The organism is Planctopirus sp. SH287, from assembly GCF_056500625.1.
The window spans coordinates 4,794,884-4,820,399 of record NZ_CM151403.1 but is presented as its reverse complement, the minus strand read 5'-3'; the positions used below and the strand labels follow the sequence as shown (position 1 = coordinate 4,820,399).

Annotated in this window: 17 protein-coding genes; 10 read left to right on the top strand and 7 right to left on the bottom strand. The window is 53.0% G+C overall.

Annotation, left to right across the window (positions count from 1 at the left end):
* The first annotated feature begins 1 nt into the window (after position 1).
* The gene (locus SH287x_RS17860; RefSeq protein WP_479515741.1) at positions 2-3,163 is read left to right on the top strand and encodes an ATP-binding protein; all 3,162 of its coding nucleotides are present in this window, start codon (positions 2-4) and stop codon (positions 3,161-3,163) included.
* Positions 3,164-3,579: 416 nt separating this feature from the next.
* Here the strand turns inward: SH287x_RS17860 and SH287x_RS17855 are convergent, their stop codons facing one another.
* The 5 genes from SH287x_RS17855 to SH287x_RS17835 all read right to left on the bottom strand — a co-directional run bounded on the left by SH287x_RS17855 (position 3,580) and on the right by SH287x_RS17835 (position 9,330).
* Positions 3,580-4,377: a hypothetical protein gene (locus SH287x_RS17855; RefSeq protein WP_479515740.1), complete on the bottom strand. Its 798-nt coding sequence runs from the start codon at positions 4,375-4,377 to the stop codon at positions 3,580-3,582.
* Between the two features lie 197 nt (positions 4,378-4,574).
* The gene (locus tag SH287x_RS17850; protein WP_479515739.1) at positions 4,575-5,912 is read right to left on the bottom strand and encodes a Gfo/Idh/MocA family oxidoreductase; all 1,338 of its coding nucleotides are present in this window, start codon (positions 5,910-5,912) and stop codon (positions 4,575-4,577) included.
* Between the two features lie 238 nt (positions 5,913-6,150).
* Positions 6,151-6,654 (bottom strand): GNAT family N-acetyltransferase, encoded by a 504-nt coding sequence (locus tag SH287x_RS17845; RefSeq protein ID WP_479515738.1) that lies wholly within the window; start codon positions 6,652-6,654, stop codon positions 6,151-6,153.
* 160 nt (positions 6,655-6,814) lie between these two features.
* Positions 6,815-7,348, bottom strand: a complete 534-nt coding sequence (locus tag SH287x_RS17840) for a type II secretion system protein (RefSeq protein WP_479515737.1) — start codon at positions 7,346-7,348, stop codon at positions 6,815-6,817.
* Between the two features lie 176 nt (positions 7,349-7,524).
* Positions 7,525-9,330: an ATP-binding protein gene (locus SH287x_RS17835; RefSeq protein WP_479515736.1), complete on the bottom strand. Its 1,806-nt coding sequence runs from the start codon at positions 9,328-9,330 to the stop codon at positions 7,525-7,527.
* A gap of 194 nt (positions 9,331-9,524) precedes the next feature.
* Here SH287x_RS17835 and SH287x_RS17830 point away from each other — a divergent pair, with 194 nt between their 5' ends.
* The 6 genes from SH287x_RS17830 (at position 9,525) to SH287x_RS17805 (ending at position 17,043) form a co-directional block, all read left to right on the top strand.
* The gene (locus SH287x_RS17830) at positions 9,525-9,809 is read left to right on the top strand and encodes a hypothetical protein (RefSeq protein ID WP_479515735.1); all 285 of its coding nucleotides are present in this window, start codon (positions 9,525-9,527) and stop codon (positions 9,807-9,809) included.
* A 436-nt stretch (positions 9,810-10,245) separates the two neighbouring features.
* The gene (locus SH287x_RS17825) at positions 10,246-10,455 is read left to right on the top strand and encodes a hypothetical protein (RefSeq protein WP_479515734.1); all 210 of its coding nucleotides are present in this window, start codon (positions 10,246-10,248) and stop codon (positions 10,453-10,455) included.
* 467 nt (positions 10,456-10,922) lie between these two features.
* A complete protein-coding gene (tatC, locus tag SH287x_RS17820) occupies positions 10,923-12,083 on the top strand; it encodes a twin-arginine translocase subunit TatC (RefSeq protein WP_479515733.1) in 1,161 nt (386 codons plus the stop codon).
* 591 nt (positions 12,084-12,674) lie between these two features.
* Positions 12,675-14,048 carry a 6-phosphofructokinase gene (locus tag SH287x_RS17815; RefSeq protein ID WP_479515732.1) on the top strand — a complete coding sequence of 458 codons (1,374 nt, stop codon included), beginning with the start codon at positions 12,675-12,677 and terminating at the stop codon, positions 14,046-14,048.
* Between the two features lie 125 nt (positions 14,049-14,173).
* Complete coding sequence (locus tag SH287x_RS17810; protein WP_479515731.1) at positions 14,174-14,956, top strand: SDR family NAD(P)-dependent oxidoreductase; 783 nt, start codon at positions 14,174-14,176, stop codon at positions 14,954-14,956.
* 659 nt (positions 14,957-15,615) lie between these two features.
* Positions 15,616-17,043, top strand: a complete 1,428-nt coding sequence (locus tag SH287x_RS17805; protein WP_479514981.1) for an IS1380 family transposase — start codon at positions 15,616-15,618, stop codon at positions 17,041-17,043.
* A gap of 406 nt (positions 17,044-17,449) precedes the next feature.
* Here SH287x_RS17805 and SH287x_RS17800 read toward each other — a convergent pair whose 3' ends face one another.
* Together SH287x_RS17800 and SH287x_RS17795 are read right to left on the bottom strand one after the other, a co-directional pair.
* Complete coding sequence (locus SH287x_RS17800) at positions 17,450-19,390, bottom strand: LamG-like jellyroll fold domain-containing protein (protein ID WP_479515730.1); 1,941 nt, start codon at positions 19,388-19,390, stop codon at positions 17,450-17,452.
* A 197-nt stretch (positions 19,391-19,587) separates the two neighbouring features.
* A complete protein-coding gene (locus tag SH287x_RS17795; RefSeq protein ID WP_479515729.1) occupies positions 19,588-20,595 on the bottom strand; it encodes an LLM class flavin-dependent oxidoreductase in 1,008 nt (335 codons plus the stop codon).
* 488 nt (positions 20,596-21,083) lie between these two features.
* Here SH287x_RS17795 and SH287x_RS17790 point away from each other — a divergent pair, with 488 nt between their 5' ends.
* The 3 genes from SH287x_RS17790 (at position 21,084) to SH287x_RS17780 (ending at position 25,356) form a co-directional block, all read left to right on the top strand.
* Positions 21,084-22,424 (top strand): cytochrome ubiquinol oxidase subunit I, encoded by a 1,341-nt coding sequence (locus SH287x_RS17790; RefSeq protein ID WP_479515728.1) that lies wholly within the window; start codon positions 21,084-21,086, stop codon positions 22,422-22,424.
* Positions 22,421-23,458 (top strand): cytochrome d ubiquinol oxidase subunit II, encoded by a 1,038-nt coding sequence (locus tag SH287x_RS17785; protein WP_479515727.1) that lies wholly within the window; start codon positions 22,421-22,423, stop codon positions 23,456-23,458. Before SH287x_RS17790 ends, SH287x_RS17785 begins: the two co-directional genes overlap by 4 nt.
* A 281-nt stretch (positions 23,459-23,739) precedes the next feature.
* On the top strand, positions 23,740-25,356 hold the full coding sequence (locus SH287x_RS17780) for a DUF1570 domain-containing protein (RefSeq protein WP_479515726.1): 1,617 nt from the start codon (positions 23,740-23,742) through the stop codon (positions 25,354-25,356).
* Positions 25,357-25,516 lie beyond the last annotated feature (160 nt).

The window sequence follows — 25,516 nt, the reverse complement described above, 5'->3', positions numbered from 1 at the left end:
TATGTCTGCTGACACTGAATCACTGCTCGCCGTTGCTGATATGGGTCTCCCCGGTGATCCTTATCTTCAGGCGTTGCTCTCTCCGCGTGGCGAGGAGGTTCTCCACGCGGTGTGCCAAAAGGATCAGATCTGGCGGCATGATAACTTCGATGTGTTTGATATCCATGAATCGGCCCGGCTGCAGTTCGACAGACTTCTTCGGCGGCTCAAAGCTGAAGGAGGTGCCCCCTACGGTCTGATCCAGTTGGTGCTGGGTGAAGCGGGGAGTGGTAAAACGCACCTGCTCCGCTTCTTTAGAAACCACGTCCATTACAGCAACGATGGCTTTTGTGGTTATCTCCAGATGACCACCGGGACACAAAATTATCCGCAGTATGTCTTGTCGAACCTCATCAATTCGCTCGATGAGATTTACTTTGAACCCGACAGTGATTTGACCGGACTGATGAAGCTGGCTGATGCTGTTGGTCAGCAGGTCGAGTTATTTCTTCCCAAAGAGATTCAACGGCTTCGCGAAGACGAAATGACTTTTGATGAGCTTGCGCAGTTGACCAATGAGTTAGCTGACTCGCTTCAGGCCCGTCCTGGGAATCGCGAACTGGATGCGGGGATTCTCCGCGCGCTCCTTTCGCTCATTCCGAGAAATCATAAAGTTCACACACGGGTGCTCAAGTATCTCCGCTGCGAGTCGTTCACTTCTTTCGATGAGAAGGTTCTTCCGGAAATGCCGCGTTGGGTGGCCGACGACGCCCCCAGCCATATGATCGAACACCTTGGCCGGATCATGCGGCAGATCACCAACAAGACTCTGGTGATTCTCGTCGATCAACTGGAAGAAATGGCGAATTTCGACGAAGACCCCACGCGGTTAGAACACCGGTTCCGTCACGCCATGCAGGCGATTTCCTCGCTGATAGGAAGAGTTCCCGGGGCGCTTTGTGTCGTGGGTTGTCTGGCGGATCTGTATTACCTGCTGGAACCGCGACTTCCAGAGCCGGTGCTTGCGCGGGTTGCCAAAGATCCCTCGACAATCCAACTGATTGCCAGTCGCACGCGTGATGAGGCGAAGCAAATCATTGAGACCCGCCTGAAGTCCGTCTATGAGCAGGCTGGGCTGGAAAATGCGGAAACGATTGCTCCCTTTACCGAGGAGTTCATTGACACGCTGGAAGGACTGACAGCCCGCGACATTCTCTTCGCCTGCCGGGCGTTTCGGGACCGTTTGGCGAAGGGTGAATCGGAGGAGCCGCTTCCACCGCCCCCACCACAAATTATGTGGCCACAGGAATGGAATGATTTTCTGTCAAGCGCGGCGCCCAGCGTCCCGGAAGATCCCGAACAACAATTGCGGCTGCTTCACTGGGCCATTGAACAATGCACACTGGAAAGACAACCCGCAGCGGAATGGTCGCCCGATCTTCATGAGGGTTCGTTGCTTGTTGGAGCCACTATCGGAGGCGTGACCAAAGAGTCCAAACTTCTGGCGGCGTTTTGTGATGAGAACGCCCAGGGCGGAAAGCTTCATAAGCGGGTCGAGTCAATTGTCAAATTGGCGGGAGACCAGCCAGCCGCCCTGTTGCGTAACACCGCATTCCCTCTGGTAAAAAAGGGAACCAAGATTGGCGGACTGCTCCTCTCGCTTCCCAACAATCAGTTCAAAAGGATTGTCTGGGAAAACAGCCACTGGCGATTTTTAACGGCTCTCCGCGCGTTTCATGAGCAGCACTCGATCCAGGGGCAGTATCTGGAATGGCGCACAACCAGCCGACCGCTGAACGATGTGAAGCCTCTGGCCGATCTGCTGGATCTCGACAAGATTCCGCTTTATCCAGAAGTAAAAGAGGAACAAAAGCCGGAGGAAACTGGCAAGAACGGTTCACACACTGAAGGAGGCCCGTTGCCGCCACCTCCTCCAGTAAAAGACCAGCCAGTGACAGGCCAGATCGTGCTGGGGATGACGCAGGGGTTGCGAGCGGCACCGGTTGAGTTGTCATCGGAAATCTTCAAGCGGCATGCGGCGTTTGTTGGTGGCGCGGGGAGTGGCAAGACGACGCTGGCGCTCAATGTTCTGGAGCAACTGTTACTGCAAGGGATCCCGGCCATTCTGGTTGACCGCAAGGGAGATCTGGCGACCTATGCCTCGGATGACTGGGGGACTGCGAACGATCCCGCCCTGCTCGAACGTGCTTCGCGCCTCAAGCAGAAGCTGGAGATTTCCGTTTACACTCCTGGCGATCCCACCGGGCACAACCTGCTATTGCCCCTGGTTCCCGAGGGTGTGGCACAGATCCCTGACAGTGAACGGATTGCAGCTCTCGACGCGACGACAGCAAGCATTCTTGGAATGCTCAACTTGTCAAAAAGCAAATGGGAGGAATACCAGCCAATCGTGCTAATGACTCTCCAGTTGTTGGTTGACGCTCCCGGAAGTGAAGTGACGTTGGAGCTTATTGAAACCGTCATCGGTCGACAAGAACAAGAACTCACCAGGCAGTTTCCTTACAATCAACCCAGTGTCTATCTTCAGTTGGCACGGCAAATCAATAATCTTCGCATCGCGCGACAAGTGCTCCTTTCGACAGAAGGGACGCCGCTGGAGGCTTCGCGGATGCTGTCAGTGACTGCTGATGGCCGCGTCCCTCTGTCGATCATCAGTCTCAAATCGCTGGTTGATCTGTCGGCTGTCCAGTTCTGGATGTCACGCTTTCTGATGACCCTTGGTCGGCATGTCAGTGCTCATCCCAGAGCGACTCTTCAGGGGGTGCTTCTGCTGGATGAGGCTGATATTTACGTCCCTGCGACCAGCAAGCCTTCGACCAAAGAACCGTTACTCAATCTGTTGAAGCGGGCCCGTTCTGGTGGTCTGGGAGTGTTTCTGGCGACACAGGCTCCCGGTGATCTCGACTCGACTTGCCGCAGCAATTGCGCGACCTGGGCGATTGGCCGCTTGAACGATAGCCTGTCCATCAACAAGGTCAAAGCGATGTTCAGCGAATCACCGCAACTGATGGATCGTGTTGCCACACAGACGGCTGGTGAATTTGCCCTGGCTTCGGAAGCCATCACCGGGCAATTGAAAGCCAGCCGCAGTGCCATGAATACTCGTCAGCTTTCCGAGCAGGAGATTCTGGCTTTGGCAAGATCTCGCACGCCATCACGATAAGATTTGCCGTTGTCCGAGGGATCAATGCAAGACAGATCAAGAGGTATCAAGTTCCCTGGGATGATCATGTCCATAGGAAAGGGCGAGTAGTCCGGGCAATCATGGAACAGTCGGCAGTAAAGTTCCGGACTTTTCCAGAAGAGGAATGTCAACCCCTCGAGGTTGCCACATTGGCCGTCCGGAGGCCTCCTGACGCTTCCGCGCATCCTCCAGTATCGCTTTCGCATCGCCGCTGAATCGTTCAAAAATCTCCCGGCGGGTCTGATGGATTTCATCAAGCACGGAATCAGTTGTCGTCGGCTTGCGGATCATTCCCAACCATCTCTTCCGGGGGGATTTCGTAGAGTACATGCTAATGCACCAATTATGGTCTGCATAAAATCAAAAGCATGCAACGCTAGATCCTAATTCTTCTCTTAGGATTCTGGACAAACACTTATTACTACAGAATTCCTTTTACACCACTCAATCAGTTCATAGACGTGCCGCAGGTAAAGTGGAAATATTGTCAAATTTGCCGTAATCTGCTCTTTGGTTTGCTTATCGCCCGAGGGGTGGCCCGCCTCATTTCTGTAAAGTCGGAGGCATGTAAACACAAAATCGAGAGATGTTTTGCAAGTCTTCCACCATTCTGAAGAAAAATGTTCCTTTAGTTTTTCTTCGCTTTTTTTGAGGTACTCCAGAAAGGCCGCTTGCTTTGTACTAATGTATCGTTGATCCAAAACCTTTTTGTCATAAGTTGTTATAACATTTTCATCCAACGTGTTTCTGAAAGCCTCGGAAAGCAGCAAAATTGCTTTTTCAGAGGCACAACCGAGTGTAACTGTGGACGATAGAAGACAATTACGCCGTAAGGTCTCTGCAGCCTCTGCAATATACATTTCGATGACCCAATCAATTTCTGGAATTTGGCTTTTCAAGTTTTGCAAGTAACCAGTTGGGTCATACGGATTAACGAGCCCTTGAAGAGCCTCTTTCCCATGTTTTGTAACATGAATGTATGGTAAATCTAGATTCTGATGACCGTCACCGGGTCGAAGCACTCCTTCAATAATGAGATCCCAAATGATATCCATGGCTGGTGCCTTTAGGGCATCGTTTAGCTCTAGGGCATCAGTCCCCTTTCTGATCCAAGCATTAGACTGATCTTTTGTCTTATAGTCTTCCTTTATCGCTACTTGTGCAATTTGCTGAAAAATAATGTCGTATTTCATCCTCCCGTCACCAGAAGGCTTAGTTTGAAGACATTTGATGATAATAGATCGCAGTATGCTCTCGTCGAGAACCATTGAGTCTACTTTCCAGAGATGTAGCGGTGAGATGCTTGCCAATACACCTATTCAGACTGTCACTGTGAAGCTGGTGCATTCCGAAGACTCCATGCACCCTACATAAAGCCACACGCCTCACCCTAACCCCAAGGACTGCGCTCCTCCCGCACCAGCATCTTGTTCGCCTCGTCATTATCGATGAACTTCTCCCCCTGCGCGTCCCACTTGGCCACCAAAGGGCCAGTTTCCGGAAAGAGGCGGATCATGGCGTTGGCGATATGGCAGAGGTTGGCAGAAGAGACGCCTACCTCCACCGGCGCCCGCGGCTCTTTCCGCGTCTTCACGCACTCCACAAAGTTTGCGAGATGGGCTGAATGCGGGTCGCTGGTTCCCTTGGCTGGTGGTGGGCAATCTTTCAAAAGGGCGGGATCAGAAGCGGTCGTTCCTTTGTAACCCGTCTGCAGCCAGCCGTTGCTCCCTTCAAAGCGGGTCTGCACCATCTCGGGGCCGCTCTCACAAAGCAGTTCAACACCATTGGCATATTTGCAGCGAAAGCGGGTTTCTGTCGCGGTATTAAAGAGGCTGCCCGTGGGGAGGAATTTGGCATCGAGGCATTCGATTTCTGTCGGGCCACCAACATCCAGCCCCATCCCCCAGTGAGCCATATCGTTGCAATGCGCCCCGAAGTTGGTGATCTGTCCGCCCGAGTAATCATAGTGAAAACGGAAACGGTAAAGGCAGCGGTCGACGTGGTACGCCGCCTCCGGTGCCGGGCCTAGCCAGGTGCGATAGTCAAACGTCGCGGGCACCGGCATCCCCTGCCAGCCTGGCCCCGGCCCCACTTTATTGTTGTAACCGACCTTCGTAATCACCTTTTGAAGGGTGCCGATTTTCCCGCTTTTTGCTGCCTCGCACACAAACTGGCTGACAGGATTGGAGCGTTCGTGGCTCCCTGTCTGGAAGACTTTCTTATGCTTCCGAACGGCGTCGATCATCGACCGTCCGTCAGCGACCGAAAATGTCAGCGGCTTCTCGCAATAAACATCCTTCCCCGCCTCCAAAGCCATCACGCTGATGATGCGATGCCAGTGATCAGGCACCACAATCACGACGGCATCAACATCCTTCCGATCCAGCACTTTCCGGAAATCGGCATAGGCGTCGCATTGTGGGACAGTGCCGCTCTTGCTTCGCTTTTTCGCGTCAGCTTCCACTACTTCTTTCGCAGGAAGGCGGCCGTAGAAATGGTCGGGTTCCTTGTAGCCGAAGCTCCCCTCATTGACGTCACAGACCGCCACCACCTGACCCATCTCGGCGGCGAGAAACCGCTTGAGCAAGCCCATCCCCTGATTCCCCGTTCCAATAAACGCCACCCGCAGCCGCTCACTGGGAGCCTGGGCACCAAACAACCGGGAAGGCAGAATGAACGGTGCACCCACAGCCAGCGAACTCTTGAGAAACGTACGGCGAGAAAGCATGGTGGCCTCACTGAAATTAGGTCCAATGCCTGTCAACGCGCCAATCGTTCATTGTAAAAATGACGCATGACAGGCAGTGATAAGTGAAATCAAACAAAACTGCTGGAAAACGCTTCACCAGCAATTCCGCTCATTCTCACATATAAACGACAGCTGCTGTATCTTGAAAGCATAGAATGCAACAAGTTCTCAAGATTGTCTCAGTGAAGGAGATGAAAGATCGACGTCTCTGAAGAGATCAACTTGTTAGCACCTTTCTCATGAGAGCATTCTTGAGCATGATACCTGCTCGCTCCACCTGATTTCGTTGTACAACCTCAAAGCCGTTTCTCAGGAAAAACGGTTCGGCTGTCAGGCTGATATGGGCGCAAATTTCTGGCAGTCCCCTTGCGGTGGCCAGTCGCTCGATATGCTTCAGCATCGCCTGGCCCACGCCTTGTTTGGCAGCGAAGGGGGCGACAAAGAAATGGTCAATCAGACCCTCTGGCTGCAAATCGGAATATCCTGCGACCTGACCACCCCACAGAGCAACGAACGGCTTGCGAGCAATCATTCTGGCATGGAATCCTTCAATATCATCCGCCCCGGTCATCCACGCCGCTCGTTCGGCCTCGCTATATTGACCGGTCGTCAACGTCGCGACGGCCGCCAGAAAGAGGTCTCTCAACAGCGGAATTTCTGCCGGCGTGGCGTCTCGAATGATTACTTCACCTGCCGACATCTTTTCCCCGTTACGGATCATTCACATTCTGGACAATATGGTGATGATATTACCGAGATCTCTTTTTTGTATCAATGTTTGCTATCGACGTGATATCAAACGAAAGACGGCAACTCTATCAATGAGCTGCCGTCTTCGTTTGATATTAGCGATGAATCGTCGGAACGATCACATCATCAATTTAGATATCATCCAGATCCTTGTCGTCAGCAGCCTTACCGCTGGCGTTTGCCTTGATTTCCCCTGTGGCAGCATTGTAGATCCAGCCAACCTTTTCGCCACTGATGACTTCCGTCATATCGGGAACGGTGCCGGCAACATCAGAAACCATCTTAATGGCTCGGCCGCCGCTATATGGGTTCACAGGAAGCTGACCCACGACATAGGGGCCGAACTGGAATCCTGCGGTGCCGGGAGGGGCTGTTGTCAGATCGGCTTTTGTGGCCATCGTCAGTTGCTCAACAACCTTGGTCGGGTCGGTGCCACCATCGCCGGGGAATTTGCCATCGTGCTGGAAGCGGAACATCTGAATCTGGCTTCGCAGCAGTTGCAGGTTCTGGCGAAGTGAGGCTTCCTTGGCATCATCCGTTGCCGCTGTAAACTGTGGCAAAACGGTGGCGGCAAGAATGCCCAGAATCACCACGACAATCAGAACTTCAACAAGTGTGAACCCACGTCGACGTGAGGTACGTGGCGAGTTTGAACGAGTCATCATCGAGCAGCTCCTGAAATAGCAAAACACCGAATGGGTTCGAGACGTTATGGCCCGCAGCTTTCAAGTCTGCTAGCGTCACGTTGACTAAAGGAAACCTAGGTTGGCATTTCAGCTTGTCAAGTCCGTTGGAGGTGTATTCACCTATCTGTTTCAATTTTTATTCGCTGTGGCTATTTTTACATGACAGAAAAATAGTTATCGACAGCAAAATCAAAGGCTTCGGGCGTCATCTGCTTGGCAAGATTTTTATAAGTGCAGTAATTCTTCACCTGAAGTAATAAATCTCGCGGCTGGCAGGCACGAAATGGGCGATTGACCGCCGTGTAATGCTTGCTAATCAGATAGGACACGGCCTGTTCGTTGTATTGAAAACCCAGATGAGGCGAGAGGCGTTGTAGGATGCCTCGAAACTCGATTTCAGTGGGATCAGGCACCTGGATTTTGTAGGGAATTCGCCGTAAAAACGCACCATCAACCAGATCACGAGGTTCCAGGTTCGTCGAAAAAATGATCAACTGATCGAACGGCACCTGAATTTTTTTCCCACTGGGTAAATTCAGGAAGTCATAGCGTTTTTCCAGCGGGACAATCCAACGGTTGAGCAGTTCAGCGACAGGCATTCGCTGGCGACCGAAGTCATCGATCACAAAGGTGCCGCAATTACTTTTCAATTGAAGCGGGGCCTCACAGATCTTGGTGGTAAGATTCTGTGTGACTTCCAGTTGATCCATCGTCAACTCACCTCCGGCGACAATCGTGGGCCGGACGATTTGAACCCAGCGTTGATCAATGCCAGTAAGATTGAACAGTCCCTGATCAGTCGGAGCAGCTTCCACCTCATCGTGCATGCCCGGATCAAACAGACGAATCACATCGCCATCAATCCCTAAAGCTCGGGGAATCCAGATGGTGCTTCCGAAACAGCGAGTAATTCGTTCCGCGATGCTGGTTTTTCCATTGCCCGGCTCACCGAACAGGAACATGCCCCGTCCCGAATTAATGGCAGGGCCTAGACGATCCAACAAGGCCGGGTTGATCAGTAGATCTTTGAAAGCCGCTTTGAGACTGGCTTCGGTGGCATAATGCCGGGTTATCGACTGAGCTTCCATGGCATGGAGATAGTCACGTAAAGAAACGGGAGCCGCTCCGAAATAGGTGCACTCCTCCATGAATCGACGTGCCCGCTCGCGGCCGACATCTGTGATGCAATATTCATAATCGCCCATCTCAGCCGTATTGCGATAGGCCAGCAGCATGTCCTGCTTAAGTCCTTTAACAATCGGTTCAATGAGACCAAATGGAAGCTTTAATTGAGTGGCCACTTGCCGGCCAGTGGCCGTTCCCTTGGCAAGTAAATACTTGAGTATCAGCCGCTCAATCTCGTCTTCTGTCAGACGTGTTTCATAGAGAGATTGCGGCTCTGGCGGGAAAAATTCATTTTGGCCGTTAGATTTCTTTGGCCCCAGCAGATTTTCGACTCGCTCAAACAGCGAATTGAGCCGGGTATCTGTGGCGTCAGTCGGGGGCACCAGTGATTCCGTTTCCCGCGAACTGATTGGATCTCGTGGGATATTAGCGCGCAGTGCGGCCGAATTGGATTTGAGCAAGTTGCGAATATCGGACTTCAACGCGTTGATCGACGCATCCGAACTGTCGCCTTGGGTGCCTGGCAATGAAGGAGCCACAGCTTGTCCAGAAAGTTTTTGATCACTACCGTGACCCGCCAGACGAGCGGCGGTGTTCCCCTGGTTTTCCTGTACAAGCGTTGATCGATTAGGAGACCCCATTGCCGGGAGACCAGTACCTCTGGAAACCGCAGGAGTCGGGCCGTTCGCACCTTGTGTGGAACCATGGGCGACTGCTGTGGCAGTGGGTGGTTTCGTGCCATCCCCAGGGACAGCAGAGGGTGAAAAAGAATTCGCGACGCTGGCGCCCACACGACGTAAGTACTCCGCCGGTGAGAGTTTACATTCCGTCGACATTAAACACTCCCAAGTCATGCAGGAACAAGGGGATCAAATCTCGTGGCCCGCAAAGCGCGAGGATCCCCTGTATGATCAACCTAGCTCATGACTTGTGTCTGGCAGGAAAATAGTTTCGGCCAATCTCAAATCAGGGCAGATGTGCCTTGGTATTCAGAAATAAACCACACGATGACACTGGCTGATGAACTCAAGTGAGTGACGACAAAACTCAATTCACCGGCAACACGGCACTTCACATCCCCCATCGAGAGCCTCCTCACCACTGGAGTTTTTACAACGGAATTGTCGCCAGGTTTCGCCATTTTGCAGAATCTACGATGATTGTGATTGAAAAATGGGTCTGGAATTTGTGTCATGGATTCTGCACCGGGAATCGGATCTCCGATCCAGATCGGTTGAGTGGCCTGCCCATCGATGACCTCGGTCGTCGTGTGAAGCTCTGCACGGGAATGTTTCTGGTCTCTTTGATCCCGTAGCGGTTAGGCTGAGCGTAGGGTTTGATCGATTTCCGGCAAAGACCGCCGATGAAAACCGCCGATGTGCCTCTCGTGAGAGATTTCGTCACTTGTAAGAAATAGTCTTTCCTGACGGTGATTCATTTCCAGGCACTGTCTGGTCTGTGAGTTCGTGGGGACTTGACTTGCTCGATTTCTGGTGGCCTTGCTCTTGCTTTCATGTCTGGAACTGCATTTGCATTGATGTTTCCTTTGTGCCGATGAGCGAAAAGTTTCACGGATTGAGGCTCACGCTGACGGCAACCCGCTTTACTAAGTTTTACAACCTTCACAAAATGATCTTGACAGGAACTTGAGATCGAAATTTGTGCGGGTTAGTATTTTGTGGATGAGGAGTCGGCAAATTCTCGGTGAACCAACGATTCTTGCCGCTTCCTCTCCAATAGTTGAGGATCTCATGAGCGAACCATTGCACGTTGACCTTTCCAGCCGCCAGTGCGAACTGCTGTTGCGTGGGCTGCGTTTTGTCCGCAGCAGCCGCATGTTGGAATTTCGTGATAGTTCTGACATGACTGATGAAGAACGAAAGCATGAGCTGGCGGAAATTCGTCAGTTGCAATCTCTTCTGGATGTCGGCGTCAGTTCCCAGCGAACATCTCGCGTCTGATGCCATCCTGTGGCGTGAATGAACTTCCGGTTTGTCAGTCTTCAATGCTGTTGCCGGTTAGAACTTCTCTCCATAGGCAGAATTCAACGAATTGGCTCTCTGCAAGGACTTCCTTGCAGGTGTGGTATACCGATTGTTCAAACGGCCTGTTCACGGCATTTCCGTGAGCAGGCCGTTTCTCATTGAAGTCGCTGCCAAACTTTTTCAGTACAGTTCCTTCCTTCGGATCTGGATGATGAGGTTGGATTCAACGAGACGAGCTGATACGATAAGTTTGCCCTGCGGAAGATCCTTGCGGCTCATCGTCGGTCTCTTCCAGCAATCGCGCACCGCAATTGTCTGCCTCCTGATCGCAGGGAAGCAGCCTTCTCGCATGTCGGTCGCGGGTCTGTTTGTCTGGCGTCAAAAGAATCGAGATTTCCGATTCGCGAGACCGCCACATCCCTCGTGACCTTCGTGAGTGTTCCATGGCAGCCTCGCAGACATCTTCTCCTGCATCCGGCAAAACGACTCCAAAAATCAAAACCCGCGATCTCTTCGATGATTCCACCATGACATTTGGGGAACATCTTGAGGTGCTCCGCGTGCATGTCTTCCGGGCAATGCTTGGGCTGATGGTTGCCGTCGTGATCACTCTCACCTTTGGTGAATATGTGGTCGCATTCATCCGGCAACCCATTGATGCCGCTCTTGTTCGTAACAACATGATGGAGTTCGTTCAGGATCAACCGAAGATGTCCTCATGGGATTTCTGGACTTATCTCCAGGAAAGCCTGGGGGCCTTTGTTGGTCGAAAGCCGGAAACCCCCGATTCTGCTGAAGCCTCCACCATGCGAAAAGAGCTGGAAAGCCTGCAAAATTCCAGTGATAAGCCCAGCCGCGCCATTGAATTGGAAATGTCAGCCTATGATCTGCTTTCTCAACTTCACAGCGCCTCCCCCGACACGCTTCCTGCACCAAAGGACGAACTCAAAGGAAAGTCGATTACCGTCAAGGTGATGAGCGACACCTTTGCCACTTTGCGCAAAGCCGCCGAAAACAGCGTTCGCCCGGTAGCGCTCAATGTGCAAGAAGCCTTCATGACCTATCTCAAAGTCGGCTTCGTTTCCGGTCTGGTGCTTGCCAGCCCTTGGGTGATTTATCAACTCTGGCTTTTTGTCGCAGCCGGTCTTTATCCACATGAGCGCAAATACGTGCATGTCTATCTGCCCGTAAGCGTCTTTCTTTTTCTGTCCGGGGCCGCCTTCTGTTATTACGCGGTCTTTCCTTTGATGCTTGATTTCCTTCTGGGATACAACGCCCGGCTGGGGATCAATCCACAAATCCGAATTTCCGAATGGATCTCTTTTGCAGTCTCATTCCCCTTGATGTTCGGGATCAGCTTTCAATTACCGTTGATCATGATGTTTTTGGCCAAGTTGAACATTCTCACCCCGCAGATTTTTCGACAGCAACGCCGCATGGCCATTCTGGTCATCGCGATTGCCTCCATGCTGCTCACTCCCTCAGGTGATCCCGCCAGCATGATCCTCATGATGGTTCCCCTTCTTCTCCTGTATGAACTGGGAATCATCTTTTGCGGAAAACCTATCCCAGAGGAAAATGCCGATCTCCCCGCCATCACATAACCCGCAAAAACGCCATTCCCCGTAGGGCAGGCCCCTGCCTGCCAGAATTGTTTCCTGAATCTGAAAAGGCAGGCGAGAGCCTGCCCTACCCACTCGCTAGGAATCATCTTTTGCGGCAAACCCGCACCTGATGCCGGTGAAGAACTTCCCGCGGTGACCTGAACCATGCCATCCGCAACTGTTCACTGTGTTAAAAATAGGCGTTTTTGCTCCCATGAGAGGCATGACGCATAAGTGTCTATTGTTCTATTGATCATTTTCCCAAGTTTCTCCGTAAGCTTTGCACATCAGAGTTGCCGGACTGGGCATGAACGATTGAAATGCGGGCACTCTGACGCATCAATTGCGATAAGAGTGCTGATTTGTTCGGTTCGCGCGAGTTTGGCGCGATGAATGCTGATAATCGACCTTAAGACCGACGCGGTGCCACTTTCACTGAATTTTCTTCAGTTTCAGTGAACAACACAGGCATCTGGCGAAGGAAGGTCAACGTCACCAATTCATTCATGGGCTGAGACGGCATGCAAATGCTGCTCACTCCTCGGGCACAATCAGCGTTCTGACAACTGTTTACTTCCAAAAGGTTCGAAGATGAAGCGGATTGCGATCCTCACCGCTGGCGGCGATACCCCAGCTTTGAATGCGACCATTTACGGGGCCGTCGAGCGTGCGAATGCACTGAATATCGAAGTTTACGGCGTGATCCGCGGCTTCGCCGGCGTGGTCGACCACCGCATGCCACACGTCCGCTTGAATCCGCTCTTCACCACCATCCCCGAACTCGATCCCTGCAAAGGAGGCACTCTTCTCGGCGCCTCCCGAACCTATGTCGACCCCACCGAAAAAGATCTCCTCGCCGATATCGGATCTCGCTTAAAACGACTCGGAATCGAAGGCCTCATCTGCGTGGGTGGTGACGGCACCATCAACGGCATGCAGCCCCTTTCCGAAATGTTCCCCTGCGTTCTGGCTCCCAAAACCATCGATAACGATCTGGGCTTGAACTATCTCGATGAAGTTCACGAATGGAACGAAGCCGGTGACCGCAAGGAACTCCTGACCAAGCCGCTACGTGAAAACATCGAACTGGACGAGATCATCAATTTCGCCACTCCCGGCTACGCCACCGCGTGCTTCGTCGTGGCTCAAGGCATCGAGCGAATCCGCACGACAGCCGAAAGTCACCGCCGCATTGCCATCGTGGAAGTCATGGGACGCGACTCCGGCTATATCCCTCTCGGCTCAGCCTATGGCCAACCCGATATCATTCTCATCCCTGAAGTTCCGCTCGATATGGACAAGCTGGAACACCGCATTGCCGAACTTTACGACCTGCAAAAGCACGTCGTGATTTCGATCGGTGAAGGGATCGTCGATTCGACAGGACATCAACTGGGAGCCGCTCATAAGAGCTTTGACCCAGCCGGCAACGTGGTCTTCAGCGGTGCTGCTGACGAACTCAAACGCATGCTGGTTAAGCGATTTGGCGATGACTTCTTCGGCAGCCGCCGTAAGCACGAATCAGGCGATTCGGCCATCTTCACACGAAAAGTTGGCCACACTCAACGAGGCGGTCGCCCCATTTTGTTTGATCGCTTCTATGCCACACAATTAGGTGGCAAGACGGTTGATCTCCTCCATCAGGGCAAGAACAACGTCATCGCCACACTCCAGTGGTCGCCCAAAGATGGCTTCCGCCTCGATTCGATCCAGGCCAACCGGCTGCGCGATCAGTGGGGACGCATCCACGCCCGGCATGTTCACCCATCGCTCTACGATGCCGATAAGTTCCAGCCATCCCGTTTAGGGAAGCAGTACCTCGCCACCATTCTTACCAGTGCCGTGGGCGCCGATGACATCGAGCAACTCTCGCGGGAAATCTTCAGCCCCGGTAAACTGGTCGCTCGCTATCAAAGCGTGAACATCGATATTCAACGCCGGATCGAAACATTCAAAGACGCTTAATTCGCTTTGAACTGACAACGAAGTTTGCTTCAAAGGCACCCGGCATTCCATAAGTCCCGGGTGCCTTTTTTCTTTCTCACAGGACAGAGTGGTCGTACACACTTTGCAAGGATTCAGACATCACGATGTTTCCCTACCGCGGTAAAACAGCCCTGATCACTGGAGCGTCTATTGGTATCGGAGCCGAGTTTGCCAGAAAGCTGGCAGCCAAAGGAATGAATCTGATTCTCGTCGCCCGTTCGGTCGAACCCATGCAGGCGCTGGCTCAGGAACTCTCTGCAGCTCACGCGATTCAAGTGCACGTCATCCCCGCCGATCTGAGCCGTGAACCCGCTGTCTCCGAAGTGGTGGCAGAAGTGGCTGCCAAAGGGCTGACTGTCGACCTGCTGATCAATAACGCCGGGTTCATGACTTATGGCCCTTTTGAAACCATCGACCCTGCGACCGAGCACGCCGAAATTATGGTCAATATCGCAGCCCTCGTGGGGCTGACACATGCCTTCCTTCCTGCCATGTTGGAACGCCGCGAAGGAGGTGTGATCAACGTCGCCTCGATTGCCGGCTTCCAGCCAATCCCCTATTTAACTGTCTATGCAGCGACCAAAGCGTTTGTGATTTCTTTCTCGGTCGCACTTTGGGAAGAATGCCGCGGCCGAAACGTGCGCGTGCTGGGCTTGTGTCCCGGCACGACAAAAACAGAACTCTTCACCCGTGGCAATGCCACCCGTGCCGCTATTGGCTCTGTTCGTACGGTCGAACAGGTCGTAACGACAGCACTCCATGGACTCGATAAGAAACGCAGCCTGATCGTTGATGGATTAATAAACAGGCTGCTGACCAACGGCCCGCGATTCATCCCACACTGGTTTGCCGCCAAGTGTTCGGGTCAAGCCGTAGGAAAAAAGTAAAACCTCCATCAACCCTCTCCCGCTCAGGCTGGAGAGGGCGGCACGCAGTGCAGAGTGAAAGATTTTTATCAATAGATATCTACTACATAAAAAACGCCTACTATCGCCAAGCATTTACTACGTAGGGTGCATGAAGCGCAGCGCAATGCACCAACTCCCAACGTTCAAGTAGCCAGAGACCGTTATTAAACAGTAGGGTGGGTTAAGGCTTTGCGCAACCCACCATCTCCCTAATACCGCCCGACCAACCACGATCCGCCCCCGCAAAAAAACACTACCACCCTGGCGGCGTAAGACCCATTCGTGAATGAACAACTGGCTTCATACGCCGCCCCAAACCCCGCAAGGGGGCCGGGTGAGGGATTTTCCTGTGGTCGTTCCCAATAGAGAAGCGTGCCTGGAATGCCTAATGATCTGGAGCTTCTACGAATCGCTTATTAAGCATCGGCTCGCCCTCACCCTGCCTCTCCCATCGGAATGGGAGAGGAGTCAATCAATCAACCCCAACGAGAACCACCAACCTGGCGGCGTAAGATCCAAACGTGGATCAACAACCAGCTAGCCCGGATTTCTCACAGCGCAGCATAAACGAGACGCCTGGATTTGCGTAAAGTGTTGTTACCACACAACTCACCACGCCAGCACAAGGACGTCTCGTCATGACAGAGTGTAACACGCAGCAGCTGCTCTTTCAGCACCACGATCGCCGGGAAGTGGTCGCTGATTTTGACGGCGGGAAGATCACTTCCGATGCCGGGGGGCTCTTACTCCGCGAAGTCGAAGAGCGGTTCGGCATCGTCCGCCAGTTGGCCGGGTGTTTCACCGATCATCGCGATGAAGAACTCATTGAATTCACCGTGGAAGAACTCCTGCTCCAGCGGGTGATGGGGCTGGCTTTGGGGTATGAAGACCTCAACGATCACGAACAACTTCGCCATGATCCTCTCCTGGCGCTGCTCTGTGGACGAAAGGATATCACTGGCCACAATCGCCTCCATCCACAAGATCACGGCAAGCCGCTGGCGGGCAAGAGCACGCTCAACCGGCTGGAACTCACACCGCCCGGAGCCAGTGCGAAAAGTCGCTACAAGAAGATTGTCGCCAGCATCGACCAGTTGCAGGAAACGCTGGTCGATATCTTCATTCGGATGAAGGCCAAACTGTGCGTACCGCCAGAACTGATTCTCGACTTCGACGCCACAGACAACCCCATTCACGGCGATCAGCTTGGCAAGTTCTTTCACGGGTACTACCAGAATTATTGCTACCTGCCGCTGTACTGTTTTTGTGATGGCTGGCCGCTCCTGGCCTTACTCAAACCCTCGAATATCGACGCCTGTGCGGGCACCGTGGAGGTCTTGGCGAAGATCGTTCCCAAGCTGCGTGCTGCCTGGCCTCAGGTGCGGATCATTGTGCGTGGCGACAGCGGCTTCTGTCGCGAAGCGATCCTGCACTGGTGTGAACAAAACCGCGTGGATTATGTCTTCGGCCTGGCCAAGAACAAGAGATTGCTGAACATCATCGGGAAAGAATTGCACGAGGCGCAAGCTCTGTTCGAGCAGACTCAGGCCTCTTCCCGGGTGTTCAAAGACTTTGAGTATCGCACCCGGAAAAGCTGGTCGCAGGCCCGCCGGGTGGTGGGCAAGGCTGAGCACTTATCGAAAGGGAGCAACCCCCGGTTCGTGGTGACGAGTCTGCCGGAAAGACGCATGGCTGCCCGGCCGCTATACGAGGATCTGTATTGTGCTCGCGGCGAGATGGAGAACCGGATTAAAGAACAGCAGTTGTTCCTGTTCGCCGACCGCACGAGTACCCACGCCATGCGCAGTAATCAGTTGCGGGTGCTGTTCTCGACCATGGCGTATGTGCTGCATAAAGCGCTCAAGGAGTTCGGCCTGAAAGGCACGTCGCTGGCGACAGCTCAGGTCAACACGATTCGGGCCAGGCTGCTCAAGATCGGTGGACGAATCAGTGTGAGTGTGCGACGGGTGGTGCTGTCGTTGTCGCAGGCGTATCCGTATCAGGCGCTGTTCCGAGAGATCCTTGGCAACCTCCGGCGTCAGGAACGGACACCTCTGCGAGTGTAACCAGCCTATGGCTTAGAAATCAGGAGTTTGCCAAGGCCTCTTCGGTCGAAGACCTGTTTCGACAGCGAAGAGCGGGGAGAAGTTCTGCGCTGAGCAGAGTAAAAAACCATGAACCCGCCGGAAATCCGTTGCAATTCCGCTCCGCGATCACGAAATCCCCAACGATCGGCCCCCACCAGCCCTCCAACCGATTACCAACCAGCAAAAAAACACCACCCCCACGCCCTGGTGAGATATCCGGGCTAGCAGGCCAACGAGCCTGCGGATCATTGCCCACGTCCCGGCCGATAGGCCCAAGCCCCGTGAGGGGTTTTCAAATGGAGGGATGCCTGAGTGTCTAGTGGTGAGTGTATAAAACGTAGGGTGCATGAAGCGCAGCGCAATGCACCAATTTTCTCAAAATTGGTTATTTCGTTGAGAATTTCGCTTCGACGGCAGGAGCCTCTTTTGTCAGCTCAAACGTATCAAAAAGTTTTCCATCGGTATCATAAGCTTTGAACTGAATGGTTTTATCAAAGGCCGTGACATAGCAGTAATGATGGGCACGCTTAAAGTGGAGGCTGAACCAGGCACGTTGTGCCGCCGCCTGCTCCAGATGTCCCCCGCCTCCACCGCTGGTAACATACCGAACGCCTTTTTTCTGATTGATGGTCATCTGATAAATTGGCCAAGTCCGCTCATAGACATGAATGTGGCCGTTCCAGGCAATATCGACCCCATACTTTTCATAAAGTGGAACAAGATTCCGTGCGTTGAGATCTCCATAGCTTGGCTGGCGTTTTCCTCCGCCGGTGACGAGATCGCCATAATCATCGGAATCCGAGGTGAAGCAGGGGTGATGGTGGCAGGTGAACTTCCAGGTCGCTTTGGACTTAGCCAATTCTTTCTCTAACCATTCATACTGCTCAGTCCCAGCACCGACCGGCTTGTTGGTATCGATCATGAAAAACTGAGCATTGCCATAGCGGAATGTGTAATAATACTCCGGTTTCGGCAAACTGAAATAGTCGTAATACCAGTGAGCGTTCTGTTCGTGGTTCCCGAGAGTTGGAAACACCACCGTTTTGCTCATCAGGTTGTGGCATGGCTCAAAGAAATCTTTAAGCCATTGATTTTTGGCAAACCCATTATCAACCACATCGCCACAATGAATGACAAAATTGGGTCGCAGCGAATAGAGCCCTTCTGCACAAGCGGCGGTAATGACCGGGTTTCTTTGTGTATCACCGATAATCCCGAACGACCACGGACGATCGGCCCCGAATGCCGTTTGGAACGAATAAATATCACTATTTAAAGATTGTCCGTCGGCTGATGTGCATTGGACTTGATAATAATAAATAGTCCCCGGTGATAAATCCGCCAGCGCCACTTCCTGAATGAGTGACGCCGTGTTGCTGGTCGCCTTCATGGTGAGTGGTTGACGCTGCGCAAATTGAACAGTTGTGGTAGCCGGACGACTGGTTTCACACATGACTACGATAGAATTCTCTGTGACGGCCTGAAGATAAGGCTTCACCAGAAATTCGAGCTTTGCGTCGTTGGGAGGGTTCCATTGAACAAGATTATCGTTCTTTTTAGCAATCGCAGAAAATTCTGTAGCAGGCAACGGACGGTCGTAAACTTTGACCTCATGAAAAGCGCCTGACCATGGATAAAACTCATTGGAGTCTTTATAGGCTCCAATCACATATGGAGATCGCGCATCATAGAGAATCTCGCCACTTTGAGCGGTTGATTCACCTGCCAGCAGCCCATTGACATAGAGCTTCATGATTTTGCCGTCATAGGTACCAGCCACATGATACCAGCGTCCCGGTTGGATGGTCTCTTTTCCGGTGAGATAGGTCATCAAGCCGTTACCGTCGTCAGCCCCTTTTGTTGCCAGTGCAAAAGTGAACTTGTCGTTTTGATAGCCAAGTAGCCAGCCCTTTTCTTCATCACCCGTATCTTCCATGCAACCGGCTATCGCTCCCCAACGGCCTGTTGCCTTGAGATTGACCCAGGCCGAGACCGTCATTTCCTTTTTAGGAAGAATCTTGCCTGCCGCGGAGACGTTTTCCGCCAGGATGAGATAGTCGCTCTTGCCGTCAAGCATTAAACCTTCCGCCGGCCCGATCGTGATGGGTTTGGGCGAACCAATCAGCTTCGCTTTGGTGGAATGTGTCTGGTCTTCCAGACGGCCATTATCGATCTTGTGTCCTCCCACCACAAAGTGCGAGAGAATGCCTTCTTCATCAATATCCGGATGAGCCAGCACGAGTGAGCCAGTAACCAGACAGGCCGCCAGCAGCAGGAGCGTCCGTAAATAGGCAAGCGATGACGACGGAAACGCGAAGTGAAGCATGAACAGTCCTCCGGGCATAAGCGTGTGCATATCGTCTATTGGTAGTGACGATATACGAATCTGCTCGTTTTCTGGGGAGTTGTCAATTCATGACGGGTTGGTCATGAAAAATTCATGCTTTATCAGAGGCCGTTCAGCCGACCAATTGAAGAACAGTGGGGGTGATCGGATCAGGAAGATTGATCGAAACAACAGTATTAAGTTGAGGCTTCTGGTGACTTGGAAATGCCCGTGATCTCAGCGATCAATTCCAACGACCGCAATCGCTTTTGCGAATCAAAGAGATCTGAAACGACCATCAGTTCATCCGCGTGGGTTCGCTGAACCAACGCGTTGATCCCCTCACGAACGGTCTCCGGATTACCGACAATACTGCACGCCAGCATCTGCGAAACCTGCATCTTTTCTGTTGGTGTCCAATAAGATTCAATATCGTCGATCGGCGGCTGCATCAAACCGCGTGCTCCTCGAAAAATGCCAGTGAACGACATCTGTTGCGATGTCGCCAGACGTTGGGCTTCCGCATCGCTCTCCGCAGCGATGATATTCACACCCACAAGGACATAAGGTTTTGAAAGTTGAGCCGAAGGCTTGAACCGGTCACGGTAGATCGACACGGCTTGATCAAGGGCCTGGGGCGCGAAGTGTGAGGCAAACCCATAAGGAAGCCCCAGCTCTGCCGCCAGTTGAGCACCAAACAGACTCGACCCCAGAATCCACAGCGGCACCTGTGTCCCCGATCCCGGCACCGCTTCGATTCGCTGCTCAGGTTGAAGAGGCGCCAGAAAGGCCTGTAGTTCCAACACATCACGTGGAAATCGATCGGAATGAGATGGGTCACGCCGCAACGCGCGGAGAGTCAATTGATCCGTCCCCGGTGCCCGACCAAGACCCAGATCAATCCGGCCGGGAAACAACGTCTCCAGCGTGCCAAACTGTTCGGCAATCACATAAGGGGCATGGTTTGGCAGCATAATACCGCCCGCACCAACGCGAATTGTCTGTGTCCCCGCCGCAATATGTGCAATCACCAGCGACGTTGCCGCCGTCGTCACCGTGGGCATATTGTGATGCTCAGCCACCCAGAACCGCTTGTAGCCCCACCTCTCGGCGTGCTGGGCCAGCGTTCTGGCTTCGTCCAGCGCAGCCCGGCGATCCGAACCTTGCCGCACACGTCCCAGTTCAAGAATCGAAAACTCAACCACGCTGATTCACCCGTTATGACGGCAACAAAAATTCAACGACTGCCATCGTCTTCATAGAACCCGCGGTGAGAAAGATTCTCACTCGCACATTGTCAACGTGAAAACTCGGATCCCGTCGGTTGTTAAGTCTGGCAACGGAGGACATTGCCGCGACATCACCCGAAGACAAGGCCGTGAAAGAGCACGCAATTTGTTGCAAGCAAGACAAGCAGTCACGGAAGAGTAATACTGCCCCTGACATCTTCTTATTACAGGAAATTGTTACAGAATCCCTGTTTCGGGAAAGCCAGGGCCAGGAAAAGATTCCCACTGGCATCCCGGCATCCGTATTTGAGAAATGGCATTAAGTGGGGCGGTTATTATTTTGCGGATTAAGAATCGCATCGATAATAACGCCAGTTCCTGTGGCTCATGCCTGATAACATCAACCACTGCCGACAACCCCAACGGCTCGACTGAGCTTGCGTGTTCAAACGAAAGTCCTCCACGTGGATTCCTTACTCATTGCCCGTTGGCAAATGGCGTTTACTCTGGGTACGCACATCATTCTGGCGTGTCTGGGAGTCGGGCTGCCGGTGCTGATGCTCTGGGCAGAGAACCACGCAATTCGCACGGGCGATCCCTTATGGCGGGCATTGGCCAGACGTTGGTCAAAAGCGTTCGCCGTTTTGTTCGCTGTCGGTGCTGTTTCTGGAACAGTCTTATCGTTTGAACTGGGGATCCTTTGGCCCAGGTTCATGGGCACGTTCGGCAGTGTCATTGGCTTGCCCTTCACGCTGGAAGGTTTCGCCTTCTTTCTGGAAGCGATCTTTGCCGGAATTTACCTTTACGGCTGGGATCGATTGCCCCCGCGTGTCCATTGGTGGACGGGAGTGCCCATTGCGTTATCCGGCATGGCCTCGGCAGCATTCGTCGTCACAGCCAACGCCTGGATGAACGCACCGCGAGGCTTCACCATGCGTGATGGTGTCGTTGTGGATGTTGATCCCATTGCCGCCATGACCGGCCCGACAGCCGGCGCACAAGTCGTGCATATGCTGCTGGCGGCATATATGGTGACCGGGTTTGTCGTCGCCAGTTTCTATGCCTGTGTCCTCTGGTATCGTCAAAGCTGTGCCTATTCCCGCAACGCCATGATGCTGGGCCTCTGGATGGGAACACTAGCCAGCTTTCCTCAAGGTCTGGTGGGAGACTGGGCTGCCAAGGTTGTTGCAGAAACACAGCCGATCAAATTAGCCGCCATGGAAGGTCAGTTCAAAACGGAGGTCGGTGCTCCTTTGCGCATCGGAGGCTGGCCCAATACCACCACGCGGGAAACAAACTACGACATTGAAATCCCCTACGCCCTTTCCATTTTAGCATATGGAAATCCCCAGGCCGAAGTACGCGGGCTGGATGATTTCCCGCGTGAGGATCAGCCTCCCGTCGCGGTGGTGCACATCGCCTTTCAGATCATGGTGGGTCTGGCCACCCTGCTGATGGCTTTGGGAGGCTGGACAATTCTCTCCTGGTGGATGAAATGGCATCCCGCCAATTCCCGCTGGGTTCTGCTGGCAATTATCGCTTCCGGCCCGGCCGCCGTCATTGCCATGGAAGCCGGTTGGGTGGTGACGGAAGTCGGTCGTCAACCCTGGATCGCACATGGCGTCATGCGAACCAAAGACGCCGCCTCCAATGTGCCAGGACTTGAAGGGCTGTTCTTCACCACCATTGCCATCTATACAGGCCTCGTCGTGGGACTGGTCATTGTCCTGCGATTGCTGGCAGCACAACCCTTGCTAGCAGCTCTTCCTTCCCATGACAGTTTGCTGGAAGGAGCGGCACAATGAATCCTGACGCACAACTCCCCGCTGCGATTCTCTATGGAATTCTGCTGCTGGCGCTGACCGCCTATGCCATTCTGGGAGGAGCCGATTTTGGAGCAGGGATCTGGGAATTTAACACCAGCTTCCGACCTCGAAAACGCGACCAGATGCTGCTGCGCGAAGCAATCGGCCCCGTATGGGAAGCCAATCACGTCTGGCTGATTTTCGTGCTGGTCATCATGTGGTCATCAATGCCGCGTGTCTTCCAGCATGTCTGCCAGGTGATGTGGTTGCCGCTTTTATTGGGTCTGGCGGGAATTGTCTTTCGCGGAGCCGCGTTCATCTTCCGGGCCTATTCTCCCGTAGAGAATTCCGTCACACGCACCTCGACCGTTCTCTTTGGTTTGGCTTCAACAGCAGCCCCCTTCTTTCTGGGAACCGTTGTTGGCGGAATTCTCACCCATAACGCCACTCAAACCGGCGAATCACAGACCGCGTGGCTCGATCCTCTGGCGATTTACAGCGGCTTTTTTGGCGTAGCGGTCTGTCTCTATTTATCGGCGGTCTTTCTGCACCGGGAAGCCGCCTTGCGTCATGAACGCTGGTTGATGGATGTCTGGAGAGGCCGGGCACTGCTGGCCGGAGTGTGGACGGGCCTCTTGGCAATGGCTGGCCTGGCGTTTATCAGCAGTGAACAGCCCGAGATGGCCAGAAAGCTGGTCTGGGGAGACTCCCCCTGGGTACTGATGTCGCTTATTGGAGGCGGCTTGTCATTAGTCGCCACGTTCTTCCACAAGCCCCTCTTCGCCACGATTTGCAGCATGGGAGCCGTGGCGGGCGTGCTGATTGGCGCGGGCCTGGCCATTACACCTCAGATGATTGTGCCCGAAGTCCCACTCAATCAGCTCGTGGCGCCAGCGTCAGTCCTCTGGGCCATGATTACAGTCATTAGTTGCGGCATGCTGCTGCTCTTGCCATCGCTGATCTGGCTGTTCTGGCTCTTTAAGTCATCGTCAGCACTGGATACCGAGCTTGTCGGCTCAGGGCATTCTCACTGAAAACACGGTTAAGTAAACCCGCCCTCTGATAAAGTGGGATCAGCAGGAAAGAAGGGTTAGTGCATTGTCAAAGTATAAAATTCGGGTCTCTTCTGTTGCTAAGTCCGACAACGGAGGACGTTACGGCGACATCAACCCTAAGACAAAGCCGTCACACGGCACTAGACCACATTTCTTTGATCAATCATGATGTAGACCTGCGCACATAACCGGTTGTGTGCAACTTTCCAAGCGTGAAAAAGTCGCCCGCAGGCACTTGATGAGTGAGTCCGACAAACCACATGAGATATCACTTCCCACTTCTTCGTGATCAACGCTGGCGATTAACGCCCTTATTGTTTGTTGTTGCGCTTTTAATTCCTGAAGGCATGCACCTGTTGCCTCATAACCAATCGGTTGTGAGCACAGTCCGGGGAACAGCGCAGGCAGCCGATACTCCCAAATCTTTGGCAGCCGGCACGCTGAATACGCTTCAAAGCCAGCAACAGAAGCTGGAAACCGAATTGACTGCCAAATTAGAGGCACTGGCTGCCGATTGTGAGTCACGAGGATTGCCCGAAGCAGCCGCAGAGGTGCGCCGCGCTATAACGCCAGTCGATCGAGCGGCATTTCGCCACCGGCCACTCCCTCGCAATCTCCGTGCAGAAATCCCCCTCTCCCTCCCGGCGAACGAGCGTTTCTGGAAGACGAAATTGCAATTTGAGCAGGAAACTCACGCCAAAAACTTGTATCTCCATTCCCGCCGGGCGCTCCATGCCGGGTTTGGAAGCTACGCCCTCGATCTGGTGCGCGAAGTCGTGCAACATGATCCCGACAATAAGCCGGCCCGGAAGCTATTGGGATATGTCCAGCAGGGACAGGAGTGGATGACTTCCTTTGAAGCCGACATGCACCGCAAACAATACGTCCGACATCCCCAGTTCGGATGGTTACCCAAAAAGAATGTCGATCGCTACGAAAAAGGTGAACGGCTCGTTCAATCCAAATGGGTCTCGGCTGATAAAGAAGGCGAGATTCGCCGTGATTTTCGTCAAGCCTGGGAAATTCGCACAGAACATTTCCTCATCAAGACCAACCACAGCCTGGAAAAAGGGGTTGAACTGGGTGATGCACTCGAAGCCTTCTATGATTACTTCCATCTTCAGTTTGCGGGATTCTTTAATACTCCCGAGCAGCTAGCTCAACTCTTTGATGGGAAAACCCAGGCACGCAACGTCACTAAACCACACATTGTGCATTACTACCGTTCACGACTGGAATATAACGAACGCCTTAAGAAATATATCCCGCAGATCGAAATCACCAACGGCCTCTACCGACCTGTCGAACGGATCGCCCATTTTTTTCATGATCCGGAATCAATGTCAGATGCGACATTATTTCATGAAGCAACTCATCAATTGCTCTATGAAACAGGCCGTGATCGGGAGGTCGCTCAGTACGAAAATTTCTGGATAGTGGAAGGAATCGCCTGCTATCTGGAATCGTTCTCGGCGAAAGATCATGGAGCTTCGCTGGGTGACCCGCGTTTTGACCGCTTTCACGCGGCTCGCTATCGATTTCTCAACGATGATTACTACATGCCATTACGAGAAATGGCTCCCATGGGGATGCCCGCATTTCAGCAAAGTGAAAAACTGGCCTGGAACTATCAGCAAGCTGCCAATCTCACAAAATACCTCATGGAAACCCAGGATGGCCGCTATCGTGATGCTATCGTAAAACACCTCTCTCAGATCTATTCCACAAATGACCTGAAGCGGGAGCATGTCACATCAATCGAAGAGCTCACGGATGTCCCCTTCGAGCAACTGGATGCTGGCTATCGTGAGTTCGTCAAACAGCAGGAAGAATTAGCCCGCAGCCTGCCACCTCTCAATCCCGCGATTTCACAATAGTTGTGAAAAATGACAGCATTAAAAATGGCCGTGTTAAAAATCACAGCATTTAGCCCGGTGTGAGATCAGCGCGGCTTCTCTTTTAACTATCGCGTTCTGGCGGTGTAAAAGCCCCAGATTTGTCAGGCCAAATGGCGTAACGACACCGCCACACGGGCAC